General features: G+C 72.8%; 20 protein-coding genes and 1 pseudogene. 13 read left to right on the top strand and 8 right to left on the bottom strand.

Features of this window, described 5'->3' with window-relative positions; translation table 11 throughout:
- Positions 1 to 594: 594 nt before the first annotated feature.
- The 4 genes and pseudogenes from PV963_RS40615 to PV963_RS40600 all read left to right on the top strand — a co-directional run bounded on the left by PV963_RS40615 (position 595) and on the right by PV963_RS40600 (position 5511).
- Positions 595 to 3384 carry an ATP-binding protein gene (locus PV963_RS40615; protein WP_274821444.1) on the top strand — a complete coding sequence of 930 codons (2790 nt, stop codon included), beginning with the start codon at positions 595 to 597 and terminating at the stop codon, positions 3382 to 3384.
- 238 nt (positions 3385 to 3622) lie between these two features.
- A pseudogene (locus tag PV963_RS40610) lies at positions 3623 to 4048 on the top strand (LuxR C-terminal-related transcriptional regulator); the annotation flags it as partial.
- Positions 4049 to 4169: 121 nt separating this feature from the next.
- The gene (locus PV963_RS40605) at positions 4170 to 4871 is read left to right on the top strand and encodes a YqjF family protein (RefSeq protein WP_274821443.1); all 702 of its coding nucleotides are present in this window, start codon (positions 4170 to 4172) and stop codon (positions 4869 to 4871) included.
- 4 nt (positions 4872 to 4875) lie between these two features.
- Positions 4876 to 5511 (top strand): hypothetical protein, encoded by a 636-nt coding sequence (locus PV963_RS40600; protein ID WP_274821442.1) that lies wholly within the window; start codon positions 4876 to 4878, stop codon positions 5509 to 5511.
- 127 nt (positions 5512 to 5638) lie between these two features.
- Here PV963_RS40600 and PV963_RS40595 read toward each other — a convergent pair whose 3' ends face one another.
- The 4 genes from PV963_RS40595 to PV963_RS40580 form a co-directional block, all read right to left on the bottom strand.
- On the bottom strand, positions 5639 to 6082 hold the full coding sequence (locus tag PV963_RS40595) for an SRPBCC family protein (protein WP_274821441.1): 444 nt from the start codon (positions 6080 to 6082) through the stop codon (positions 5639 to 5641).
- Between the two features lie 2 nt (positions 6083 to 6084).
- A complete protein-coding gene (locus PV963_RS40590) occupies positions 6085 to 6435 on the bottom strand; it encodes an ArsR/SmtB family transcription factor (protein ID WP_274821440.1) in 351 nt (116 codons plus the stop codon).
- The gene (locus tag PV963_RS40585; RefSeq protein ID WP_274821439.1) at positions 6432 to 6890 is read right to left on the bottom strand and encodes an SRPBCC domain-containing protein; all 459 of its coding nucleotides are present in this window, start codon (positions 6888 to 6890) and stop codon (positions 6432 to 6434) included. The genes PV963_RS40590 and PV963_RS40585 overlap by 4 nt, the downstream gene beginning before the upstream one ends.
- Positions 6891 to 6984: 94 nt before the next feature.
- The gene (locus PV963_RS40580; protein ID WP_274821438.1) at positions 6985 to 8199 is read right to left on the bottom strand and encodes an acyl-CoA dehydrogenase family protein; all 1215 of its coding nucleotides are present in this window, start codon (positions 8197 to 8199) and stop codon (positions 6985 to 6987) included.
- 153 nt (positions 8200 to 8352) lie between these two features.
- On the opposite strand from PV963_RS40580, the gene PV963_RS40575 reads away from it, so the two are divergent.
- From PV963_RS40575 to PV963_RS40545, 7 genes are all read left to right on the top strand, one after another.
- A complete protein-coding gene (locus PV963_RS40575) occupies positions 8353 to 9189 on the top strand; it encodes an enoyl-CoA hydratase/isomerase family protein (RefSeq protein ID WP_274821437.1) in 837 nt (278 codons plus the stop codon).
- 94 nt (positions 9190 to 9283) lie between these two features.
- Positions 9284 to 9916 (top strand): hypothetical protein, encoded by a 633-nt coding sequence (locus PV963_RS40570; RefSeq protein ID WP_274821436.1) that lies wholly within the window; start codon positions 9284 to 9286, stop codon positions 9914 to 9916.
- Complete coding sequence (locus tag PV963_RS40565; RefSeq protein WP_274821435.1) at positions 9913 to 12519, top strand: putative PEP-binding protein; 2607 nt, start codon at positions 9913 to 9915, stop codon at positions 12517 to 12519. The genes PV963_RS40570 and PV963_RS40565 overlap by 4 nt, the downstream gene beginning before the upstream one ends.
- Positions 12516 to 13634 carry an acyl-CoA dehydrogenase family protein gene (locus PV963_RS40560; RefSeq protein WP_274821434.1) on the top strand — a complete coding sequence of 373 codons (1119 nt, stop codon included), beginning with the start codon at positions 12516 to 12518 and terminating at the stop codon, positions 13632 to 13634. The genes PV963_RS40565 and PV963_RS40560 overlap by 4 nt, the downstream gene beginning before the upstream one ends.
- 18 nt (positions 13635 to 13652) lie before the next feature.
- On the top strand, positions 13653 to 14096 hold the full coding sequence (locus PV963_RS40555; RefSeq protein ID WP_274821433.1) for a Zn-ribbon domain-containing OB-fold protein: 444 nt from the start codon (positions 13653 to 13655) through the stop codon (positions 14094 to 14096).
- The gene (locus PV963_RS40550; protein ID WP_274821432.1) at positions 14093 to 15247 is read left to right on the top strand and encodes a thiolase family protein; all 1155 of its coding nucleotides are present in this window, start codon (positions 14093 to 14095) and stop codon (positions 15245 to 15247) included. Before PV963_RS40555 ends, PV963_RS40550 begins: the two co-directional genes overlap by 4 nt.
- Before the next feature lie 17 nt (positions 15248 to 15264).
- Positions 15265 to 15969, top strand: coding sequence for an SDR family NAD(P)-dependent oxidoreductase (locus PV963_RS40545; RefSeq protein WP_274821431.1), 705 nt, complete (start codon positions 15265 to 15267; stop codon positions 15967 to 15969).
- Positions 15970 to 15975: 6 nt separating this feature from the next.
- On the opposite strand, the gene PV963_RS40540 is transcribed toward PV963_RS40545, so the two are convergent.
- Positions 15976 to 16629, bottom strand: coding sequence for a TetR/AcrR family transcriptional regulator (locus PV963_RS40540; protein ID WP_274821430.1), 654 nt, complete (start codon positions 16627 to 16629; stop codon positions 15976 to 15978).
- Between the two features lie 143 nt (positions 16630 to 16772).
- Here PV963_RS40540 and PV963_RS40535 point away from each other — a divergent pair, with 143 nt between their 5' ends.
- A complete protein-coding gene (locus PV963_RS40535) occupies positions 16773 to 17378 on the top strand; it encodes a TetR/AcrR family transcriptional regulator (protein ID WP_274821429.1) in 606 nt (201 codons plus the stop codon).
- Positions 17379 to 17486: 108 nt separating this feature from the next.
- Complete coding sequence (locus tag PV963_RS40530; protein ID WP_274821428.1) at positions 17487 to 17900, top strand: peptidase M23; 414 nt, start codon at positions 17487 to 17489, stop codon at positions 17898 to 17900.
- Positions 17901 to 17950: 50 nt separating this feature from the next.
- Here PV963_RS40530 and PV963_RS40525 read toward each other — a convergent pair whose 3' ends face one another.
- Genes PV963_RS40525 through PV963_RS40515 form a run of 3 tightly spaced genes read right to left on the bottom strand, consistent with a single transcriptional unit; the run spans position 17951 to position 21371 of the window.
- Positions 17951 to 19378 (bottom strand): 2-oxo acid dehydrogenase subunit E2, encoded by a 1428-nt coding sequence (locus PV963_RS40525; RefSeq protein WP_274821427.1) that lies wholly within the window; start codon positions 19376 to 19378, stop codon positions 17951 to 17953.
- 5 nt (positions 19379 to 19383) lie between these two features.
- The gene (locus PV963_RS40520; RefSeq protein ID WP_274821426.1) at positions 19384 to 20409 is read right to left on the bottom strand and encodes an alpha-ketoacid dehydrogenase subunit beta; all 1026 of its coding nucleotides are present in this window, start codon (positions 20407 to 20409) and stop codon (positions 19384 to 19386) included.
- Positions 20410 to 20414: 5 nt separating this feature from the next.
- Positions 20415 to 21371 (bottom strand): thiamine pyrophosphate-dependent dehydrogenase E1 component subunit alpha, encoded by a 957-nt coding sequence (locus tag PV963_RS40515; protein ID WP_274821425.1) that lies wholly within the window; start codon positions 21369 to 21371, stop codon positions 20415 to 20417.
- Between the last annotated feature and the right edge of the window lie 428 nt (positions 21372 to 21799).

Below are 21799 nucleotides of genomic sequence, written 5' to 3'. Positions count from 1 at the left end.
CCCTCACGGAAAACTCAGGCCTGCGAGGCGGGTCGGTGGGCGTGACGCCACCAGCGCACGCAGATGTGGCGGACGTGGGCGAGGGGGGCGGGCTCGGACGGGGCTCGGTGAGGTGCCGGCCGACGGACGCCCGGATCAGCAGGGCCCTCACGGCAACGCGCTCGACGAGCCCGGCGGCCGCTCTGCTCAGCGGCTTCACGACCACGTACCCCGCCGTCGTGGCCCTGCGCGGCGAGCCGGTCGCCGACCACCGTGGCGCCGCCCTGGAGCGGTCCTTCCTCGCGTACCGGTGCGACCGGCGTCATGGTCTCCCGCCCTTCCGAGGTGATGTCGCGTTCGACGCAGGGGCACCGCTGCCGCGCGTCGGATCCCACCGGGTTCCGAGCCGACCGGCTGCGGAGCCGCCTGACGGATCCGGATGCTGTCAGAGCCTCGGGAGGACGCGCTTATGTCATGTGACCAGTCATGCGCACCCGCCGACGGGAACCGGCCGGACCATCCGCGGGTGACCTGGCAGGATGATCATCGGAGCGATGAGCGGGCGCCTCGGAGGGGGGCCGGTTCGTCGGGGGGATGGTCGGACGGAGGCAGCACATGGACGTCGGCGCCGGACAGGCACACACGCCGGAGATCCTCGGCAGGGACCGGGAGATGGCGCGGATCGCTCAGCTGATCCACGCCGAGGACGGCGGCGGCCCGAAGGTACTCGTGCTGGTCGGTGAGCCGGGAGCGGGCAAGAGCACCCTGGTGGACCGGGCCGCGTCGCAGGCCGCTGCCCGCGGTCGACGGGTGCTCCGGGTGCGCGGCAGCGAAGGCGAGGAGGACCTGGCTTTCGCGGGCGTGCACCAGTTGCTCCGCCCGGTCCTCGCCGGGGTTGAGGGACTTCCTCCGCGGCAGCGCGAAGCCCTGCGCCGCGCGTTCGGTACGGACGAGACGGACGAGACGGACGCGCCGCGGACACCCGACCAACTGCTCATCAGACTCGGTGTGTTGACCCTGCTGTCGGACGCGGCGTCGGAGCGCCCGCTGCTGATCGTCGTCGACGACGCCCAGTGGCTGGACGTCGGCTCGCTGGACGCGCTCGCGTTCGTCGCCCGGCGTCTCGAGGGCGAACCCGCGGCGATGCTGCTCGCCGCCCGCGACGAGGCGGTGCCGGCGCGCTTCGACCACGACTTCCCGCATCTGACGGCCGGTCCGCTGGACCGGGCCGCGGCCGGTCTCCTGCTGGATGCACAGCCGCATCCGCCGAAGGGCCGGGCCCGGTCGCAGATCCTGCGGCAGGCGGCCGGGAACCCGCTGGCCCTCATCGAGCTGACGCGGGCCTTCGCCAAGGATCCGGCCGGCCGTGACATCGGCTCGGTCGACACGCTCCCCGTGACCGCCCGGCTGGAGCGCCTCTTCGCCGCCGATCTGCCCACCCTGCCGGAGTCCACCCGCCGGGTCCTGCTCCTGGCGGCAGCCGCCGGTACCGAGCGGCTTTCGGACGTCCTGCACGCGGCACCGGGCCTGGACGGCGTACAGGTCTGGCGGCCCGCCGAGGAGGCCGGTCTGGTGCGCGTCGAGGGCGGCCAGGTACGTCTGCGCCACCCGCTGGTCCGCTCCGCGATCTACCAGGCCGCCTCCTTCGCCGAACGCCGCGAGGCCCACCTGGCGCTCGCCGCCACGTTCGCGAAGGAGCCCGATCGCCGGGCCTGGCATCTGGCCGCGGCCGCGCTGGGCCCCGACGAACAGGTCGCCACCGCCCTGGCGGACAGCGCGGAACGCTCCCGGCAGCGCGGCGGTCACGCGGCTGCGGCCGCCGCTCTGGAGCGCGCCGCGGAACTCACCCCGGAGCCGGAGCAGCGGGCCCGGCGCCTGCTCGGCGCCGCCGCGTCGGCCATGTTCGCGGGGCACCCGCAGTGGGTCGGGGACATCGCGACCCGGGTCGACACCCTGACGGACGACGCGCGGCTGCTCGCGGAGGCGTCCCTGCGCGCCGGGTGGTCGCTGGCCGTCACTCTCCGGCACGACGACTCCCTGGCGTTCCTGCTGCACGTGGCCGAGGCCATGGCCACGCAGGCTCCCGCCCTCGCCCTGGACGCGCTGGGAACGGCCGCCACTCCGGCGTACAACTCCGGCGATCCCTTCTACCGGGCCGAACTCCAGCGGATCAACGCCCTCATCGCGCCGCAACCGGACGAGGACGGCAGCGACCGCCTCTGGGTGGCGGCGGTCAGTGATCCCTTCGCCGCGCGGGAACAGGCTCTGAAGAGGCTGGCCCGCGCCGTGGACGCCCTGCCGGACGGCTCGCTGTCCGCCCTCGTCGTGCTCGGTGCCGCCGCCACGGTCCTGGACGCGACCGACCAGGCCGTGCGGCTGTACGGCCACGCCATGGATCATCTGCGCCGAACGGCGACCGCCGGAACCAACGCGACCCTCGCTCGGGCGCTCGCCCTCGCCCTGTTCGACAGCGGTGCCTGGACCGCGGCCCAGTCCGCCGCCGAGGACGCCTTCTGGATGGCGACCGAGGCGGGAGCGGACAACGTCACCGTGGGATCGCAGCTCCTCCAGGCCACGTTACGCGCCGCACAGGGGGACCATGCGGCGGCGCACGCACGGGCGAGCGGCGCGGTGCGCGGCCTCGATCTGCGCAAGTCGCGCAGCCTGTACGTGCGTTACCGTCAGGCACGCGGGACGGCGTTCCTCGCGGAGGGGGATCACCAGTCGGCGTACGAGCAGCTCCGCCGGGCCTTCACCCGCGACTTCCACCCGGAACCCGTGCACTACCACGTCTCCCTGTACTGCCTCTCCGACCTCGCCGCGGCCGCCGTCCGCGCCGGGCAGGCGGCCGACGCCCGCGTCGTGCTGCACGCCGCCGAACGGGCCATGGGCGAATCCCGCTCCGCCCGTCTGGACGCGGTGGTGCACCGTGCCTCGGCCCTGCTGGGCGATCCCGACGAGGCGGAGTCCCGTTTCCGCGCGGCGACGGACCCGGTCACCGCCCGCTGGCCGTTCGAGCACGCCCTCGCGCACCTGGACTTCGGCGAATGGCTGCGACGCCGTCGACGGTCCGTCGAGGCACGGCCCGTACTCGGCACCGCCCTGGAGATCTTCGAACGGCTGGACGCCCGACCCTGGGTCGAGCGCACCGCCGCCGAACTCCGCGCGGCGGGCGTGGCACCGGCACCCGGCGCGGCGCCGGAAGCCGTGGCCGACCTGACGCCGCAGGAACTGCAGATCGCCCAACTGGCGGCAGAGGGCCTGACCAACCGGGACATCGGTGCCCGGCTCTACCTGTCTCCGCGCACCATCGGCTTCCACCTGCACAAGATCTTCCCCAAGCTCGGCATCACCGGCCGCGCCCAACTGCGAAACGCCCTCGGCCACCTGCCGCGACCGGACTGACCCGACGCGCCACCCGGACGCCTCGCGCCGCCGTCCCGCCTCGGTCCAAGCGCGGGTCGTGAGCTGTCGTTCGGGCGGGGTGGGCTCGTCGTCGGGCGGCCGGCGCAACGCAGCATGCGTTCGGGGCTTCCGTGCGCGATGTGCTCGAGGTCGGCGGGCGCGCCGTCGGCCGCCGCTGACCAGGGATGGGCCCGGCAGGTGGACCCGGTGGGGCAGACGCTCAGCGCGTACGTGCTGGGTGCTGATCCTGACGACCTTCGAAGCCGACGAGTACGTCTTCCAGGCGCTGCGTGCCGGGGCCGGCGGGTTCCTCGGAAAGGGCGTGGAACTCTCCGACCTCCTCGACGCCATCCGGCTGGTCGCCCGCGGAGAGGCACTGCTGTCGCCCAGGGCGACCAAGGCACTCGTCGCCCAGTACCTCACCACACCCGACCTGACGAACACTCCCGCCCCGGAACTGACGAGCCTGACCGAACGCGAGCGCCAAGTGCTCGTCCTCGTGGCCGCCGGCCTCTCCAACGACGCCATCGCCGAACAGCTGCACGTCTCGCCCTGGACCGCCAAGACCCATGTGAACCGCACCATGACCAAGCTCGGCGTCCGCGATCGCGCCCAACTCGTCGTGATCGCCTACCGGGCCGGCTTCGGCCACCCCTGGGCATGACGACCGGCCCCGCCGGAGCAGTCGTGCCGTTCGGCTCGCCTGGATGCCCGGCAGGAGTGCGTTTCCGCTGGCCACGCCGGGGGACTCGCCGTGTGTGGTCGCATATGGAGCGCAGCGGCGCGTGCGCGTTCCCGCCCTTCGGGCCGGCTGGCTGAGGCAGACGTTCGTCCACTGGGCCTTCCCGCCGGACGCGGTCCAGGCGCTGCTGCCCGAGGAACTGGTGGTGGACGAGTACGAGGGGTCGGCCTGGGTGGGATTCACCCCCTTCGTGATGGCGGATGTGCGCCCTCCCGCGGTGCCCGCCCGGGTGCCCGGGCTCCCGACGTTCGCGGAGACCAACCTGCGGACCTTCGTTCGGCACCGGAACGGGGCGGACGGGCTGTGGTTCCTGTCCATCGAGGTGGCCTGCCCGCTGATGCTGGCGGCCAGGACCGTGGGCGCGCCGTACAACCCGGGCACGCTGAGCGTCTCCGTGAACGGGGACGCCGTTTCGTACGCGGGGTCCAGGTGGGTCGGCGAGGCCTCCTACCGCCTGGTGGTCCGGCCCGGCGACCCGATCACGCCCACCGAGCGGGACGTGTGGCTGACCTCGCGCTGGCGGGCGTACACCCGTCGGCTCGGCATGCTCTGGGAGACGCCGGTCGAACACGAGCCCTGGCCGCTGGCGTACGCCGCCGTCGACGTGCTCGAGGAGACGCTGACCACCGCGGCAGGCCTTCCCGCGCCCACCGCCGAGCCCCTGGTGCACTTCTCGGAAGGAGTGCGGCACGTGCGGCTCGGGGCGTCGAGGCCTGTCCCGACGCCAGGCCTGTCCGGGGAGTAGCACCGTGAGCCGCACGCGCGGCATCCGCGGCGGGCGCCCGCGGCTGCGCTTCGACGGCTGGATCGCGGGCGTGGGCACCTCCTCCGGGACGCGCGTCGTGCTGGGGCACTGGCAGCGGTCGCCGTTCGGGCCGTTCAGCGACGTGATGATCGAGCGGGCCGACGGGGAACGGCTGCTGCTCGCCCCCTCGCACCGGACGGCGGCCTTCGTCAGTGGCGCCTACAGCTTCGACACGGTGCGTGTCGTGCCGGTCGACGTGAGCGTCGCGGACGACACCTGGGCGGTCACCGCGGGGCCGCTCCGGCTGCGCTTCACTGTCGGCCGGCGACGGCCGGCGGGTGTCCTCCTGCGGGCCGTACCCGGCGTACTCGCGACCCGCCCGGCGTGGGCTGCCCTGACGAACGGCCCCGCCCACCTGCTGCCGACCCACGTACGCACCCGCGGCCGTACCGGTGGGCACCGCCGCGAGTGGTACGGCGTACGGGACATGCGGCCGGTCGGCATGGTGTCCGCGGTCTTCGAGGGCCTCGACCTCGGTGTCATGGCACCGGTCGAACCTCCCGTGCGCTTCGGGTTCGGTTCGGTGCCCCGGAAACCCACCCTCACGCGGGTCACGACGACGGTGGAGCTGGGCCAGTGACCTTCGTTTCCCCGCCGCGTCGGCCGGATACCCGGCCGACCCGGTGAAGGGAGCGGATAGCGACGCACGATGAGCGACCGACTGCCGCTTTTCGCCGCCCGGCGCACGACGCTCCTGATCAATACGCCTAATGCCAGTCGCTGATCCGGACATCATCGGGCGCCGGCCTGCCGCGTCCGGTCTCCACGAAGTCCTTGAGGCTCATCAGGAAGGTCGCCCACTTCGTGCTGCAGTGGTGCATGAACTCGACCGGCTCACGCCAGCCCTCGTGCTTGAACAGGACGATCGTGTACTCGTCGCGCCGGCTGAGGCTCCAGTCGATCTCCGTGCCGATCCACTCCGCGGGGCCGTCCGTGACGCGCCACCGAACCCGGCCGGCTGGGTCGAGTTCGAGGATCTCCATGTCGAAGCCGCCGACGTCGCCGAAGCGGAAGGCGAGTTGACCGCCGACCTCGCTCTTGCCGGTGGTGTCGGTCGTCCACCAGCCTGCGATGCCCTCGGGCGTTGCGATGGCCCGGTAGACGTCGTCCAGCGGCGCGACGGCGCCGACGCGATGCAGGATGTCGGGCATCTTCATTCTCCTTCGGTGTGGTTGCGGCTGCGTTCGATCGCCTCCGCGATGTGCTTGATCCGGCGCAGTCGGGCGTCCCAGGACGTGCCGACCGCGGCCAGTTGCGCGGCCGCGCGGGCGAGTTGCGCCTCGTCGACCCGGTAGCGCCGCTCGCGACCGGCCGGCTCGGCACGAACCAGCCCGACCCGGTCGAGGACGGCGAGGTGTTTGGACACGGCCTGCCGGGTGAGGGGCAGGCCCGCGCTGAGTGAGGTGGCCGTTCCGGCTCCGGACGCGAGGAGCAGGTCGATCAGGGTGCGCCGGGTGGGGTCACCGATCGCCGACCACAGCTCGTCGTCGACCGGCGTGCTCATGAGGTCGACACCCGTCGCGCGATGTACGCGCCCAGCCGTGGGATGTAGTGGTCCCACGCGCTCGCGTGATCGCGGTACTGCTCCTCGAGTACGGCGATCTCCCAGCCCATCTCGCGGAACCCGGTCTCGGTCATCCGCACGCGGGTCCCCTGGTCCGTCGGCACCAGGTCGAAGGTGACCAGCAACGAGTCCCCGCCGCGTTCGGCGTCGGTGTAGCACCACCTGAACGAGAACCGCGACGGCGGGTCGACCTCGACGACGGTGAGCGCGACGGTCATCGTCTCGCCGGTCGCCCCGTCCCGCCAGAAGAGCTCACCGGGAGCCCCTGCGACGGACTTGAACCGGGCGTCGTCCGGCCACCACTCCCGCATGTGCTCCGGCCGGCTGACGACCTCGAAGACCACCTCCGGTGATGCGTCGACGTGGATCTCGCGCTCGATACTGCCGTACTCCATGCCCGAACCCTTTCGCAACCTTTAGTTGCGTATCAGCGTACGACAGGAGGCGGCTACGTGCAATATTTGGTTGCGTATTGGCCCGGCGCCGCCGTCAGCCGTCGACGACACCCGTGCGCGGCTGCCGGTAGGGCCGCACCGCGCGGCGCGCTATGGCGAAACGGTGTGTCTCCGACGGGCCGTCGTAGATGCGGAACGGCCGCACCTCCCTGAACAGGCGGGCCAGCGGGGCGTCGGCGGCCGAGATGCCGAGCGCTCCGCAGATCTGCACCGCGCGGTCGACCACTCGGTTCACCGCCTCCGCCACGAAGGTCTTGGACACCGAGGTGAGCTGCGCGGCGGCGGAGCCGGTGTCCAGCTCCCAGGCGGTGCGCAGGATCAGGGCGCGGCTCGCCTCGATGTCGATCTCCGAGTCGGCCAGCATCTGCTGGACCATGCCGAGGTCTCCCAGCGCGGAGCCGAACGCCATCCGGCTCCCCGCCCGCTCCAGCGCCACGTCCTGGGCGCGGCGGGCAGCCCCCAGCCAGCGCATGCAGTGCGTCATGCGGGCGGGGCCGAGCCGGACCTGGGCGCCGTCGAAGCCGTGGTCCACCGCGCCGAGCACCTGCTCCTCCCCCACGACGCACTCCTCGAAGGCGATCTCGCTGTGCCCCGCGAAGAGCGACTCGTCCAGCGTCTCGATGGTCCGGACGAGACGCAGGCCGGGATTGCCGGCGTCGACCAGGAACATGGTGGCGCCGCCCGGGTCGCCGGGACTGCCGGAGGTGCGGGCCATGACGATGGTGAAGCCGGCTCCCTCGGCACCGGTGATGAACCACTTGCGCCCGTCGATGCGCCAGCCGCCGGGGACCCGGGTCGCGGTGGTCCGCAGGGAGCGGGGATCGGCACCCGCCCCGGGAGCCGGTTCGGTCATGGCGAAGCAGGACCGCGATTCGCCGGCGGCGAGCGGACGCAGGTACCTCTGCTTCTGGTCTTCGGTGGCCACCTTCTCCAGCAGGTGCATGTTGCCCTCATCGGGGGCGGCGCAGTTCAGCGCCAGCGGTCCGAGCAGGGAGTAGCCCGCCGCTTCGAACACCATCGCCTGCCCGCGCAGGTCGAGCCCGTGTCCGCCCCAGCGCGTCGGCACGTGCGGAGCGAACACCCCCGCGTCACGGGCGGCCTTCTGCAGGGCCTCCCGCAGGGCCTCGGGGGCGTCGTGCACGGACCCGCCGCACTCGCGTTCGGCCGGAATGACCACCTCGCGAACGAACTCCGTCGTCCGTGAGGCGAGTTGAGCGACGGTCGGATCTGCATCGAACTGGATGGGCACGGGACCTCCCGCCGACGGGCGTACGGGCATCGGGTCCCGTCGCATTCTAGAAACTGTATAGCGTCTTCAGTATCTTGCCGGGAAGCACCCAGGACAGGAAGTACTCGGCGACGGGGAGCACCCGGAGACGGGAAGACCACAGGAGAAACACCCATGAGCCTTGCCGTGAGCACCGAGCCGGTCCGGATCGTCCGCCACCCCGACCGGGTCGTCGAGCTGAGACTCGACGACGCCGGACGGGGCAATGCCCTGGATCTGAGGACGGCCGAGGCCTTGCGGGACACCGCCCGCGAGGTGGCCGCGGACCCGGGCGGCGCCGTGCTGCTGCGGGCGGCGGGCGGCAGCTTCTGCGTGGGCGGTGACCTGCGCGCCTTCGCCGGTCGCGGCACCGATACCGGCACCTATGTCCATGCCGTGGCGAGCGCCGCGCACACGGCGCTACAAACCCTGTACGAGTTGCCGGTGCCGGTGGTGACCGCCGTGCGCGGCGCGGCCGCGGGTGGCGGGATCGGCCTGGCGCTGGTGGGCGACATCGTCCTGGCGGCCCGGTCCGCGCGGTTCCGGCTGGCATACACGGCGATAGGACTCACGCCGGACTGCGGGGCCTCGTGGTTCCTGCCGCGCCTGGTGGGCCCTCGCAGGGCGGCGGACCTGATCCTCACCAACCGGGTCCTGACCGGCGACGACGCCGAACGATGGGGCCTGGTCTCCCGCTCGGTGCCCGACGAGGAACTGGACGACGCGGCCCACCGCACCGCGGCCGGCCTGGCCGCCGGCGCCGGTGACGCACTGCGCGCCGCGAAGGGCCTGCTGCGCGCCGGCACCGGTGACGAACTGTGCCGCCACCTCGCCGAAGAGGCGCGGCTGATCGCCGCTCTGGCGGACGGCCAGGAGGCGCGGGACCGCATGGCGTCGTTCCTCGCCGCGCGGGACCACCCGAAGGCGGGCGACGGTCGGACCGAGGCCGGCGCATCGGAAAGTGTTTCTTGAGTCCCTCTTCACTAACAGGCTCGCCGGGGCGTAACCTCCGGGCAACACAGAACCGAGGAACCGGTCACCACAGAGCCGGGGAAAAGGTGTGGCGATGCAATCTGCTGCCGTGGGCCTTCCGGACGCTCCCGACGAACCTCTCACCGAGGCCGTCGTCGACCTCGTTCTGCGGGGCATGTGGCGCGGCCGGCCGGAGTCCGAGCACCGTCCGCTGGTCGACGCCGGGCTGGCGATGGTGAAGGGTCCGGTGGTGCTGCCGACCGAGCGGGCCAAGGCCGCCGCCGCGCGGATCCTGCGGGTTCGAGCCGGCTCCGAGCAGGAGGAGCGGATCACCGCCGCCTACGAGGCGTTCCTGCCGGTCAACCGGAAGATCCGCGACGTGTGCACGGCATGGCAGTGCCGCCCCGACGGCACCGCGAACGACCACTCCGACGACGCCTACGACGCCGAGGTGCGCGAGTCGCTGGAGGACGTGCACGAGGCCATCCAGCCCGTGCTGCGCAGGCTGGAGCGGGTGCTCGCGGGCAGCGACCGCTACCTCCCGGCCCTGGAGGAAGCCCTCGACCGTTTCGACGACGGCGCGACGGCGTGGCTGGCCTCACCGCTGTGCGACTCGTACCACACCGTGTGGATGCGGCTGCACCAGGAGCTGCTGCTCGTGCTGGGGATCAGCCGGTCCGAGGACGAGGCCCGGGAAGAGGAACTGGTCATGAGGAGCCGGGGGTGAGCGTCGCCGACCGCGAGGCGGGCCCGCTCGCACAGTCCGGCGCTCCTCTGGCGTCCCCCGAGGCCCCCGGCCGGGTCCTGGTGCCCTACGGGCAGGGCCGCATCCGGGGCCTCGACGCCGACGAGCTGGGCGCGCACGGCGCGGCGATGGACGGGCTGGTGGCCCTCGGGCTGCCGGTCGTGCCGGGGCTCACCGTGCCCGCGGGCGCCTCCGCGTCGCTGGGCGAACCCGACACCGCCGAGGCCGCCGTCGCTCTGGTCGAACAGCTCTCGGGGCGGCGGATCGGCGACGCGGGCCGGCCGCTGCTGCTGCGTCTGTCGGCGAGCGCGCCGACCGAGATCGCGGGACTGCCGCCCGACCTGGCCTGTCTCGGCGTGACCTCGGGCAACGCCGACGACCTGTGCGCCGTCATCGGGCGCGCGCAGGCTCTGTACGAGGTGTGGGCCGCCACCGTACGGATGATCGCCGAGTACGCCCTCGACGTGTCCGGTGCGGTGCTCGACGACGCCCTCCTGGACACGCCCGAGCCGCGGGCGCGCATCGAAGCGCTGCTGTCCCTGGTGGCGCGGCACGGCTCCCGGCCCTTCCCCGACGACCCTGCGCAGCAGCTCGCGCTGGCCGCCCGCGCCCTCCTCGCCCGGTGGGACTCGCCGCGCGCGCGAAGGTCCCGCCGGGCCCAGCGACTCCCCGCCGATCTGACCCTCGCCCTGCACGTGCAGGCGCTGCGCATCGGCCCGGCGGACCACTCGGGTTACGGCACGGCGGTCAGCCGCGATCCCGAGACCGGGCGGCTCTCCCCCCGGGGCTCCTTCTTCCGGGGAGTGCGCCGCAGCGCCCCGCCGCCGCACACCGGTGAACCGCTGGACCGGCTCGCGGGCGGGACCGCGCTGCTGGAGCACTCCCTGCTCACCCTGGAGCGTCATCTGCGCACGCCGGTGTCGGTCGACTTCGAGGTGCGCGACGACGAGATCTCCCTGCTCGCCGCCTCGGCGCAACTCCGCCCGCCGCTCAGGGCGGCGGTGTGTCTGGCCGCGGACCTGGCCCGGGACGGGGCGCTCGGCCGCGAGGAGGCCGTACGGCGGATCACCCCCGCGCAGGTGCAGGAACTGCTGCACCCCCAGCTGCGGCTGACCGGCGGGGAGGACCTCCTGGTGAGGGGACTGCCCGCGTCCCCCGGGGCGGCGACCGGAGCGGTCGCGCTGTCCAGTGAACGTGCCCTCGAACTGGCCGCTGACGGTACGCGGGTCGTGCTCGTGGCCGCTGAGACGACCCCGGCGGACGTCCCCGGGATGCTGGCCTCCGCTGCCGTACTGACCGGCAGCGGCGGGATCGCCTCGCACGCCGCCGTGGTGGCGCGGGGCGCCGGCAAGCCCGCGGTGTGCGGCGCCGAGGGGCTGCGCGTGGACCTGGCCGCCGGGACGGTCCGCTTCGGGGAGCGGGTGGTGCGCGAGGGCGACCCGGTCTCGCTGGACGGCCGTACCGGCGCCGTGTACGCGGGGACGCTGGGCGTCAGCGTCGCCGGACCGCCGCCCGAGCTGTCCACCCTGCTGGAGTGGGCGGACGGCATGCGCCGGCTGGGCGTGCGGGTCAACGCCGACACCGCCGCCGAAGTGGACACTGCTCTCGCCCTGGGCGCGGAGGGTGTCGGACTGTGCCGTACGGAACACCAGTTCCTCGGCGAGCGGCTGCCGCTGATCCGCCGGGTGCTCCTGGCCGCCGACCCGGCCGCCCGGGACGAAGCCCTGCCGGCGCTGGAGCGCGCCCAGCACGAGGACTTCCGCGCTCTGCTGGCCGCCGTCGGGAACCGCCCGGTGACCGTGCGCCTGCTGGACGCCCCGCTGCACGAGTTCCTGCCCGCCCCCGGGCAGGCCCTGGACGCGGGCGAGGAGCAGCGGGCCGCCGCGCTGCGCGAGGCGAACCCGATGCTCGGGCTGCGCGGGGTGCGGCTGGCGCTGCTGCACGAGAGGCTCTATCCGGCGCAGGCCGAGGCGCTCTTCACCGCCTGGGCCGATGTCGCCGCCACCGGAGTGCGGCCGGAGCTGGAGGTGATGATCCCGCTCGTCAGCCTGCCGGAGGAACTCGCCGCCGCTGCCGCGTACGTGCGCGGTGCCGCCGACGCGGTCGCCGCCCGCACCGGCGTCGAGGTCCCGTACCGGCTCGGCACGATGATCGAGACCCCGCGGGCCGCGCTGCTGGCCGGCGAACTCGCCGAGCACGCCGAGTTCTTCTCCTTCGGCACCAACGACCTCACTCAGCTCACCTACGGGTTCTCCCGGGACGACGTCGAGCGCCAGGTGCTGACCTCGTACCAGGAACGCGGCTTCCTGACCGCCAGCCCGTTCGCCCGGCTCGACCCGCACGGGGTGGGGGCGCTCATCGCCCTGGCGGCCGAACGGGCACGGAGCGTACGGCCCGGCATCAAGCTCGGCGTGTGCGGTGAGCACGGCGGGGACCCGGAGTCGATCGACTTCTGCGACGGCCTCGGCCTCGACTACGTCTCCTGTTCCGCGCACCGCGTACCGGTGGCCCGCATGGCCGCCGCGCACAGTGCCCTGCGGCAGCGGCAGCGGCAGCGGCAGGACGAGGGCGGGAGCACACGATGACGAGCACCACGACCAAGGGCACAGCCCTGTCGAACACCGAGCTGGCGGACCTGCGCGAGACCGTGCGGTCGGTGTGCGCCGACGCCGGCGGCACCGCCGCGGTCCGCCGGATGTCCGAGGAAGCCCCCGGCGTCGACGCCGAGTTGTGGGACACCCTCGGCCGGCAGGTCGGCCTCGCGGCCCTCGGGCTGCCCGAGTCGGCGGGAGGCATCGGCGGCCTCGCCGAGATCGCCGCCGTCTGCGAGGAGCTGGGCCGGACGCTGGTACCGGTACCGCTGCTGTCCTCCACCGTGCTGGCCGGGCAGGTGCTGGCCGGCTGCGGTACGGCCGACAAGGCCCTGGCCGAGCTGGCCGAGGGGACCGTGCATGCCCTGGCGGTGGCCGCGCCCGACGGGAGGTGGCGGCCCGACGCCGTGCCGGTGGCCGTCTCCTGGCAGGGCGGTGTCCCGCTGCTGGACGGCACGGCGCCGTTCGTCCTCGACGGCGCCGACGCCGACGCGCTGGTGGTGGCCGCGGCGGGGACCGACGGAGTGGATCTCTTCCTGGCCGACCCGCGCGAGCCCGGGGTCACGGTGCGCCGGGTGCCCACGCTGGACCTCAGCCGGGGCCAGGCGGTGGTCACCTTCTCCGGGGCCCGGGCCGGGGCGCTGACCGCCGGCGGCGAGGGAGCGGACATCGTCTCCCGCGCCCTGGACGTGGCCCTGATCGCCCTGGCCGCCGAGCAACTCGGCGGAGCACAGGCCGCGTTGGACATGACGGTGGCCCATGTGCGCGACCGCACCCAGTTCGGCAGGGCGATCGGCGGCTTCCAGGCGGTCAAGCACGCCTGCGCCGACATGCTGCTCCAGGTCGAGGCCGCACGGTCGGCCGTGGTGCGCGCGGTCCTGGCGGACGGCTCACCGGGGGCGCTGGCCGAAGCGGCGGCGGTGGCGCAGGCGTGGTGCGGCGAGGCGTTCGTCTCCGTCGCCGCCGAGTGCGTGCAGTTCCACGGCGGAATGGGCTTCACCTGGGAGCACGACGCGCACCTGTACTTCCGGCGCGCCCAGTCGGACGCGGTCCTGCTGGGCGGCGCCGCACACCATCGGGAACGGCTGGCCGGGCTGCTGGGCTGGTGACGTGGAAGGCGGCACGGCATGACCACCAGACTCATCGACGAGTCTCTGTTCGACGGGGAGTTCGGCGGGAGGCCCGACGCCGGGGATCCACCGCGTCTCGTGGGCGCCCGCTGCTCGGCGTGCGGCACCGTCGTCTTCCCACGGCAGGACTCGTGCCCCAGGTGTCCGGACGGGGCGATGTCCGCGCGGGTGCTGCCGGTGAGCGGGCGGGTGTGGTCGTGGACGCTCCAGGCGTTCCCGCCGAAGCCGCCGTACCGGGCGCCGTCCGTCGGCCACCGGCCGTACCACGTGGGCTATGTGGACCTCGGTGAGGTGCTGGTCGAAGCGCGGCTGGCGGTGCCCCGAGCGGAGATCCGGATCGGTCTGCCGGTCCGGCTCACCACCGTGCCCGCGTACCAGGACGAGGACGGGACCGAGGTGCTGACCTTCGCGTTCGCACCGGACCGGGACGGCGGACGATGAGGCGGCCCGACGACGTCTATGTCGTGGGCTGCGGGATGCATCCCTTCGGCCGCGACGAGAGCGTCACCGGAATGGACATGGCCGAGCGTGCGATGCGCGAGGCGCTGGCCGACGCCGGTGTCGCCTGGGAGGACATCGGCTACGCGGCCGGCGGCTCCGACGTGTCCGGCAAGCCCGACACCCTGGTGGGCCGGCTGGGCCTGACCGGAGTGCCGTTCGTCAACGTGCAGAACGGCTGCGCGACCGGCGCCTCCACCGTGCTCACGGTGGCCAACGCGCTGCGCGCGGGCGAGGCGTCCCTGGGGCTGGCCGTGGGGTTCGACAAGCACGAGCGGGGCGCGTTCCACGTCTCCGCGGCCCGCTACGGCCTGGGCGACTGGTACGCCGAGACCGGCATGATGCTCACCACCCAGTTCTTCGCCCTCAAGACCCGGCGGTACCTGTACGAACGCGGGATCTCGGAGCGGGCACTGGCGATGGTGGCGGCGCGGGCCTTCCGCAACGGCTCGCACCACCCTCTGGCGTGGCGGCGCAAGCCGCTGACGGAGCAGGAGATCCTGGACTCCGCCGAGGTCAGTCCCCCGCTCACCCAGTACATGTTCTGTTCGCCCGGACAGGGCGCGGCCGCGCTGGTGCTGGCGCTCGGCGACCGCGCGTTCGACCTGTGCGAACGACCGGTCAGGCTCGCGTCGCTGGCCTTCAGGACCCGGCGGTTCGGTTCGTTCGAGGTGTTCTCGCCCTGGCTGCCCCCGGGACCGCACCGCAGCCCCAGCGTGGACGCCGCGGAGGCGGTCTTCCGCACGGCGGGGCTGCGTCCCGCGGACGTGCAGGTAGCCCAGTTGCAGGACACCGACAGCGGCTCGGAGCTGATCCACCTGGCGGAGACCGGGCTGTGCGGCCACGGCGAGCAGGAGGCGCTGCTGGCGGCGGGGGACACCGATCCCGCGGGCCGGATACCGGTCAACACCGACGGCGGCTGTCTGGCCGGCGGAGAGCCCGTCGGCGCCTCGGGGTTGCGTCAGTTCCACGAGGTCGTACGGCAGTTGCAGGGCCGGGCGCCGGGTGTGCAGGTGCCCGGCGCTCCCCGGGTGGGCTTCACCCATGTGTACGGGGCGCCCGGGATCAGCGCCTGCTCGGTCCTCACGGTGTGAAAGGGGCGGGCACCGCCATGCGGCACGGCAGCAGAACCGCACTCGTCACGGGCGGGGCACGGGGAATCGGTCTGGAGGTCGGCCGGCAGCTCACGGACCGGGGGCTGCGGGTCCTGGTCGCGGCGCGCAACCCGGAGGCCGCCGAGGAGGCCTGTCGTGCCATCGGCCCGGCGGCGGTGCCGCTGGCCCTGGACGTGACCTCCGCGAGGAGCGTCACCGAAGCGGTCCGGGAGGCAACGGAGCTGACCGGCGGGATCGACGTGCTGGTGAACAACGCGGGAGTGTGCCTCGACCGCGAACTGCGGCCCCCGTACGTCGACGAGGACATCCTGCACGCCACGCTGGACACCAATTTCACCGGCGCCTGGCGGGTGGCGCAGGCCGTCGTCCCGGGCATGGTGGAAGCCGGCTACGGACGGGTCGTGAACGTCACCAGCTCCTACGGTTCGCTGGCGCTGATGGACTCCGGCCGGCGTCCCGCCTACCGGATCTCCAAGACGGCGCTCAACGCCCTGACCCGGATGCTCGCGGCCGAGCTGGCCGGCACGGGCGTCCTGGTCAACGCCGCCGACCCCGGCTGGACCCGCAGCGGCATGGGCGGCCCCTCCGCCCCGCGCGGCCCGCGGGAGGGGGCGGACACCCCGGTCTGGCTGGCGACCCTCCCCGAGGGCGACGAGACGACCGGCGGACTGTTCGCCGACCGCAGGCCACTGGCCTGGTGAACCGCCTCAGGTCCGTGAGGCGGCCGGTCCCTGCTCGGTGGCGACGATGCGCAGCGCCAGCTCCCTGACCGCCTCCAGCACGGAGCGGGAGGGCAGCCGGGACAGCGGTCCGCCCTCCGCCCGCAGCGCGGTGACGAGCATGGTCGTGCTGATCAGCGTGCGGACGGCGAGCGCCTGTGCCCCGTGCCGTACCTTCGCCGCCCGGGGGCTGCGGGTCGTGCCCTCGGGCAGATAGTCGTAGCCACGCTGGATGTGCCGCTGCTCGAACTCGTCCCGCAGCACCTTGACGCTGCCGTTGGCGGAGGCGACCTGGACCTGGTACAGACGGGCCTCGTCCGGGTTCTGTTCCACCCAGTCCCACACGGCGTCGATGACGCGGATCAGCCCCTCCGCGTCACCCGGCTCCGACTCGGGGCGAGCCGCCTCCACGACCGCGTTCAGCTGGTCGAAGACGCGACGCATGGCGAGTTCGAGCAGCTCCTCCTTGCCGTCGAAGTGGTAGTAGACGGCCGTGGGCACCACCTGGGCCTCGTCCGCGATGTCCTGGATGCTGGTCTCCGCGAACCCGTTGCGGCCGAACACCCGCACGGCGGCGGTGATGATGTGCTGCCTCCGCGAGGGTCGGTGGGCGGGCTGCTTGCCGTTCTTCGTGCTGGCCATCATGCTCCCTGCCGACTGCCGTGACCCCGCGTCCGTGGGCCCTGTGCACTGACCATGCTATCCAGTAACTCCAACCTTCCGGCGGAGTAATTCCTGCTGCGCGTGGGCTTACGGGACACTCGGCGCCCGGCATACTTGACATCATGACGACCTCCGGAACCCGCGCCGCTCACCGTCCGTCGCGCAGGCAGTGGGTGATCGAAGCAGCCACCGAGCTGTTCGCCACCCAGCCGCCGGACGAGGTGACGGTGGCCGACATCGCCGCTCGCGCGGAGATGACCTCGGCAGCGGTGTACTACCACTTCTCCTCCAAGGACCAGGTCCTCGCAGAGGGGATGCGGGCGTTCGCCACCGCACTGCGCGAGCAGTTGCAGGCGCTCACCGAGGCGCACGAACCCGGCTCGGACGTCGGTGCGGCGGTCACCACGCTGCTGTCCTGGCTGGGCGAACACCGTTCCGCCGCCACCGTGTTCTTCGTGTCGTCGGCCGGCATGAGCCAGGAGGCGGAGGCGCTGCGGCAGGAGAGCCGTACGGAATTGCTGGACGAGCTGGTGCGGCTGATCCGCAAGGCCCGCGCGTCCGTCACCGACGCCGAGGCGGCGGTGATCGGCCTGGGCCTGCTTGCGCTGCTGGAGACCGCGGCGATCTCGCAGGTCCGGGGCGACGACGTGTACCGGTCGCTGGGGCACCGCTCCTTCGTCCGCGAGGTCGGCGCTCTGGCGGAGCGGATCGCCGACCCGGCCGGCTAGCCACCCCGCCCCGTCCGGCCGGTCCCTGACATCTGTCAGGGACCGGGCATCCGCCTGGCTTCATAGAGTGCTGACGTCGCCAGACCCCGCCAGGCGAAAGGACCTCTTGTGAAGACTCCGGTGCGCAGCTCCGTCACTGCGCTCGCGGTGACGTTGATGGCCGCGATGGCATCGATGTCACCGGCCACGGCCGCTCCCGAACCGTCCACCGGTACGGGCGGTTCCCCGGTCCAGGCCGAGGCACGTGCCGTCGCGGGCACACCCGTCTACGTGTGGGCCACCGACGTCCGTGTCCGCCCGGCCGCGAACAGGATCTGGGACCCCATCGCCACCGTGTCCCGTACCTGGCTGGAATCGATATGCCAGATGGACGGTGAGTACATCCACGACCCCGCCGTCGGCGGCAACTCCTGGTGGACGTTCGTCAGGATCGGCAACCAGACCGGCGCCATCAACAACCTGTACATCCGGGGCGGGCAGATGATCGAAGGTGTGCCCGTCTGCTCCACCTCCGGCGGCTGAGGAACGCAGTCCGGGACGTCGACCTGACCCGAGCCGGAACCGCAAGCGGATCACACCAGCAGCCGGAGGGGCTTGCGCAGCAAGTCACCGACCGTGCGCAGATATTCGGCTGCGGGTGCCCCGTCGACGGCACGGTGGTCGAAGGTGAGGCTCAAGGTGAGCACCCGTGTCCGCAGCGGCCGGTCGTCCGCCCACTCGACGCCGTCCCTGAGCCTGCCAACCCCGAGGATCGCGACATTGCCGGGGTTGATCACCGGGGTGAAGAAGTCGACGCCGTATCCGCCGAGCGAGGTGACGGTGAAGGTGGCCCCTTCCAGCTGTGCGGGGGAGATCCGCCCCTCGCGCGCGGCCCGGGCCAGGTCCCTCGACCGACGGGCCATCTCGGGCAACGGCAGCGCCACGGCATCCTCGATCACGGGGACCATGAGGCCGCCCGGAACGGCCACCGCGAAGCCCAGGTGGATGGCGTCGAGCAGATGGATGCCGTCCTCCCGCACCGTCGCGTTGAGCAGCGGGTGCTCACGCAGGGCCAGGGACGCGGCCCTCAGCAGGAAGTCGTTGAGGCTGGGCACCGGCAGATCGCTGTCGGCCCACTCCTCCTTGAGCCGGTCCCTCAGGGACACCACGGCGTCCATCCGCACCTCGTAGCCGTGCGTCAGCTGTGCCATCTCCTGGAGGCTGGCGTGCATCCTGCGGGCGATGGTGCCGCGCATCCCGGTGAGCGGGACGACGTCGCCCGGCCGAGGGGCCGCGTCCCGGAGAGGAGGGGCCGCGGTGACGACGTCGAGGTCGGACCGGCGGATCCTGCCGCCCGGCCCGGTGCCGTTCACGTCGGAGAGGTCGATGCCCCGCTCCTTCGCCAGCTTGCGGACGAGCGGCGAGGAGGAGGTGCCGCCCGGCGGGACCGGCGTGCCGAGGTCGCCGGGGAGGGCCGCGAGGAACTCCTCCACGTCCTCGGAGACGATCCGGCCGCCGGGTCCCGTGCCGCGTACGGCGGTGAGGTCGACGTCGGCAGCGCCGGCGACCCGCCGGGCGTTCGGTGAGGACAGCAGCCGGCCGGCGGTGCCGTTGACGGAGGGCGCCGAGGTGGCGGCGCGGGCGTCGGGAGCCGCACCGGCGCCGGCGAGGGCAGGCACGGCGGGCGCACCCGCACCGGTCCCGGACCCTGCGGGCAGCGGCGTTTCCCCACCGGTCCCGGACCCGGCGGGCATCGGCGTATCCGCCGGGTCCGGTGGCTGCTCGCCCTCGGCCAGCAGCCAGCCGATGAGGGCCCCGGTGGGGACGGTGGCCCCCGCCGGGACCACCGGGTGGAACAGTCCCCCGGCCTCCGCCTCGACGTCCACGTCGACCTTGTCGGTCGCCAGCCTCAGCAGTGCGTCGCCCTCCGCGACGGGCGCGCCGACCGGTACGAGCCATTCGTCGATCGTGCCTTCCTGCATGGTCAGACCGATCTTCGGCAGCAGAACCTCGACCGCCATGTCCGTCACGACCTTTCGAGGAGGCGCCGGCAGCCCTGGGCGATGCGGGCGCGATCGGGGACGTACGCCTTCTCCAGGACCGGGGAGAAGGGCACCGGGGAGAAGGGAGCTCCGATGCGCAGGACCGGCGCGTCCAGGTAGTCGAAGACGGAGTCCTGGATCTGGGCGGCGATCTCGGCGCCGAGCCCGCCGAAGGTGACGGCCTCGTGCACCACGAGTACCCGGTTGGTGCGGCGGACGGAGGCGAACATCGTCTCGGTGTCCAGCGGCTGCACGGTGCGGGGGTCGATCACCTCGATCTCCACGCCCTCGGCCGCGAGTTCGTCGGCCGCCGCGAGGGCCTCCCCCACCATGCGGCCCAGGGCGATCACCGTGACGTCGGAGCCGTGCCGTGCGGTGTGCGCCTGGCCCAGCGGAATGCCGTAGATCTCCTCGGGCACCTCGCCGGCACTGCCGAGCAGGACCTTGTTGAGCATGATGACGACCGGGTTGTCGTCCCGGATGGCCGAGACGGTCAGGCCCTTGGCGGTGTACGCGTCGCAGGGCATCACCACCTTGAGGCCGGGCACGTGGGCCAGCCAGGCCTCCAGGCTCTGGCTGTGCTGGGCCGCTGCGCCCAGGCCCGCGCCGGAGGCGGTGGTGATGGTGAGCGGCACGGACAGCGCGCCGCCGAACATGTACTTCATCTTGGCCGCCTGGTTGACGATCTGGTCGAGGCAGACGCCGATGAAGTCCATGAACATCAGGTCGACGACGGGTCGCAGGCCCCGGGCGGCGGCTCCCACGCCGAGGCCGACCAGGGCGGCTTCGGAGATCGGGGTGTCGATCATGCGGCGGGGACCGAACTCGTCGAGCAGGTTGTCGAACATGCGGAAGACGCCGCCGTATCCGGCCACGTCCTCTCCGGCGACGAAGACGTTCTCGTCCTCGCGCATGGCCTGGGCCAGTCCCTCGTTGAAGGCCTTGACGTAGGACAGTTTGCGGGGGGCGGCGACCGGGGTGACGGCCGGTGCTTCGGTGGTGGTGGTCATGGCGGTCATCCCGAGTAGACGTTGAGCAGCAGGTCGGCGGGGTCGGGCAGCGGGCTCGCCTCGGCGTACGCGATGGCCTCGGCGATCTCGTCGCGCGTGCGCCGCCATACGTCGTCCAGCTCGGCACGGGTCGCGGTGCCGTCGGCGATCGCGCGGGCCTCCAGCAGGTCGATGGGGTCACGCGCCTTCCACTCGGCGACCTCCTCGTCCGAGCGGTAGGGGTGACGCAGGCCCTTGACGCCCTGGTGGTCGAAGTAGCGGTAGGTCTTGGCCTCGATCATCATCGGGCCCGCGCCGGCCCGGGCCCGTTCGACGGCTTCGGCGGCGGCCCGGTGGACGGCGACCGCGTCCATGCCGTCGACGATCACGCTGGGCATGCCGTAGGCGGCGGCGCGGTCGGCGACATCGGTGAGCAGCATGTGCCCGGACTGCGGGGTGAACTCCGCGTAGCCGTTGTTCTCGCAGACGAAGACCACGGGCAGGCCGAGGATCGCGGCCATGTTGGCGCCCTCGTGCCAGGCGCCGATATTGGTGGCGCCGTCGCCGAAGAAGGTCACGGCGACGCTGTCCTCGCCCTTGTACCGGGCGGCGAAGGCGGCGCCCACGGCGATCGGGACGCCGGCCCCGACGATGCCGTTGGCGCCGAGCATGCCGCGGGCGAGGTCGTTGATGTGCATGCTCCCGCCGCGGCCGAGGCAGGCACCGGTGACCCGTCCGTACAGCTCGGCGTACATCTCGCGGAAGCCGACGCCCTTGGCCACGGCGTGCCCGTGGCCGCGGTGGGTGGAGGTGATCTGGTCGTCGTCGCGCAGGGCCGCCATCACGCCGGCGGCGACGGCTTCCTGGCCGACATAGAGGTGCAGGAAGCCGGGCAGTTTGCCGGCCTCCATGAGCTTTCCCGCCTCGGTCTCGAACAGCCGGATACGCACCATGCGTTCGTGCAGATCCTTGATGATCTGCACGCTGACCTGCGTGGATTTCTTCGACGCCGTTGACGCTCGTTGAGCCATCATCCGCCCCTTCGTCCGAGGGAGGTTGGCAAGCCATCGGACTTACTGGTGCTGGTCTACAGTAACCAGCAGGGGGCACCTTACTGAACAGTGTCTCTAATTACTATGCCCCGGACCGGGGTCACCGGCCCGCGCGTCCACCAACTCCACGACACTGCCCTCCGGATCGGCCCAGAAGCTGATCCGCCGACCGTGAGCCCGGACGACGACCGGGTCCGACAGAGGCGTGGCGCCCGCGGTCGGCAGCGCCGCCACCACAGGGTCCATGTCGTCGAGACGGAAGGTCAGACAGGACAGCCCCAGGCGCCCGGCAGGCGAGGCAACCTCGCGCGCCGACACCGGGGCCGACCGGGGAAGGATGCACCCACCTCGAACGGCAG

Source organism: Streptomyces coeruleorubidus (genome assembly GCF_028885415.1).
GTDB classification, from domain to species: Bacteria; Actinomycetota; Actinomycetes; order Streptomycetales; family Streptomycetaceae; genus Streptomyces; species Streptomyces coeruleorubidus_A.
The sequence above is the reverse complement of the archived record's forward strand: the minus strand, read 5'-3'. Positions and strand labels throughout refer to the sequence as shown.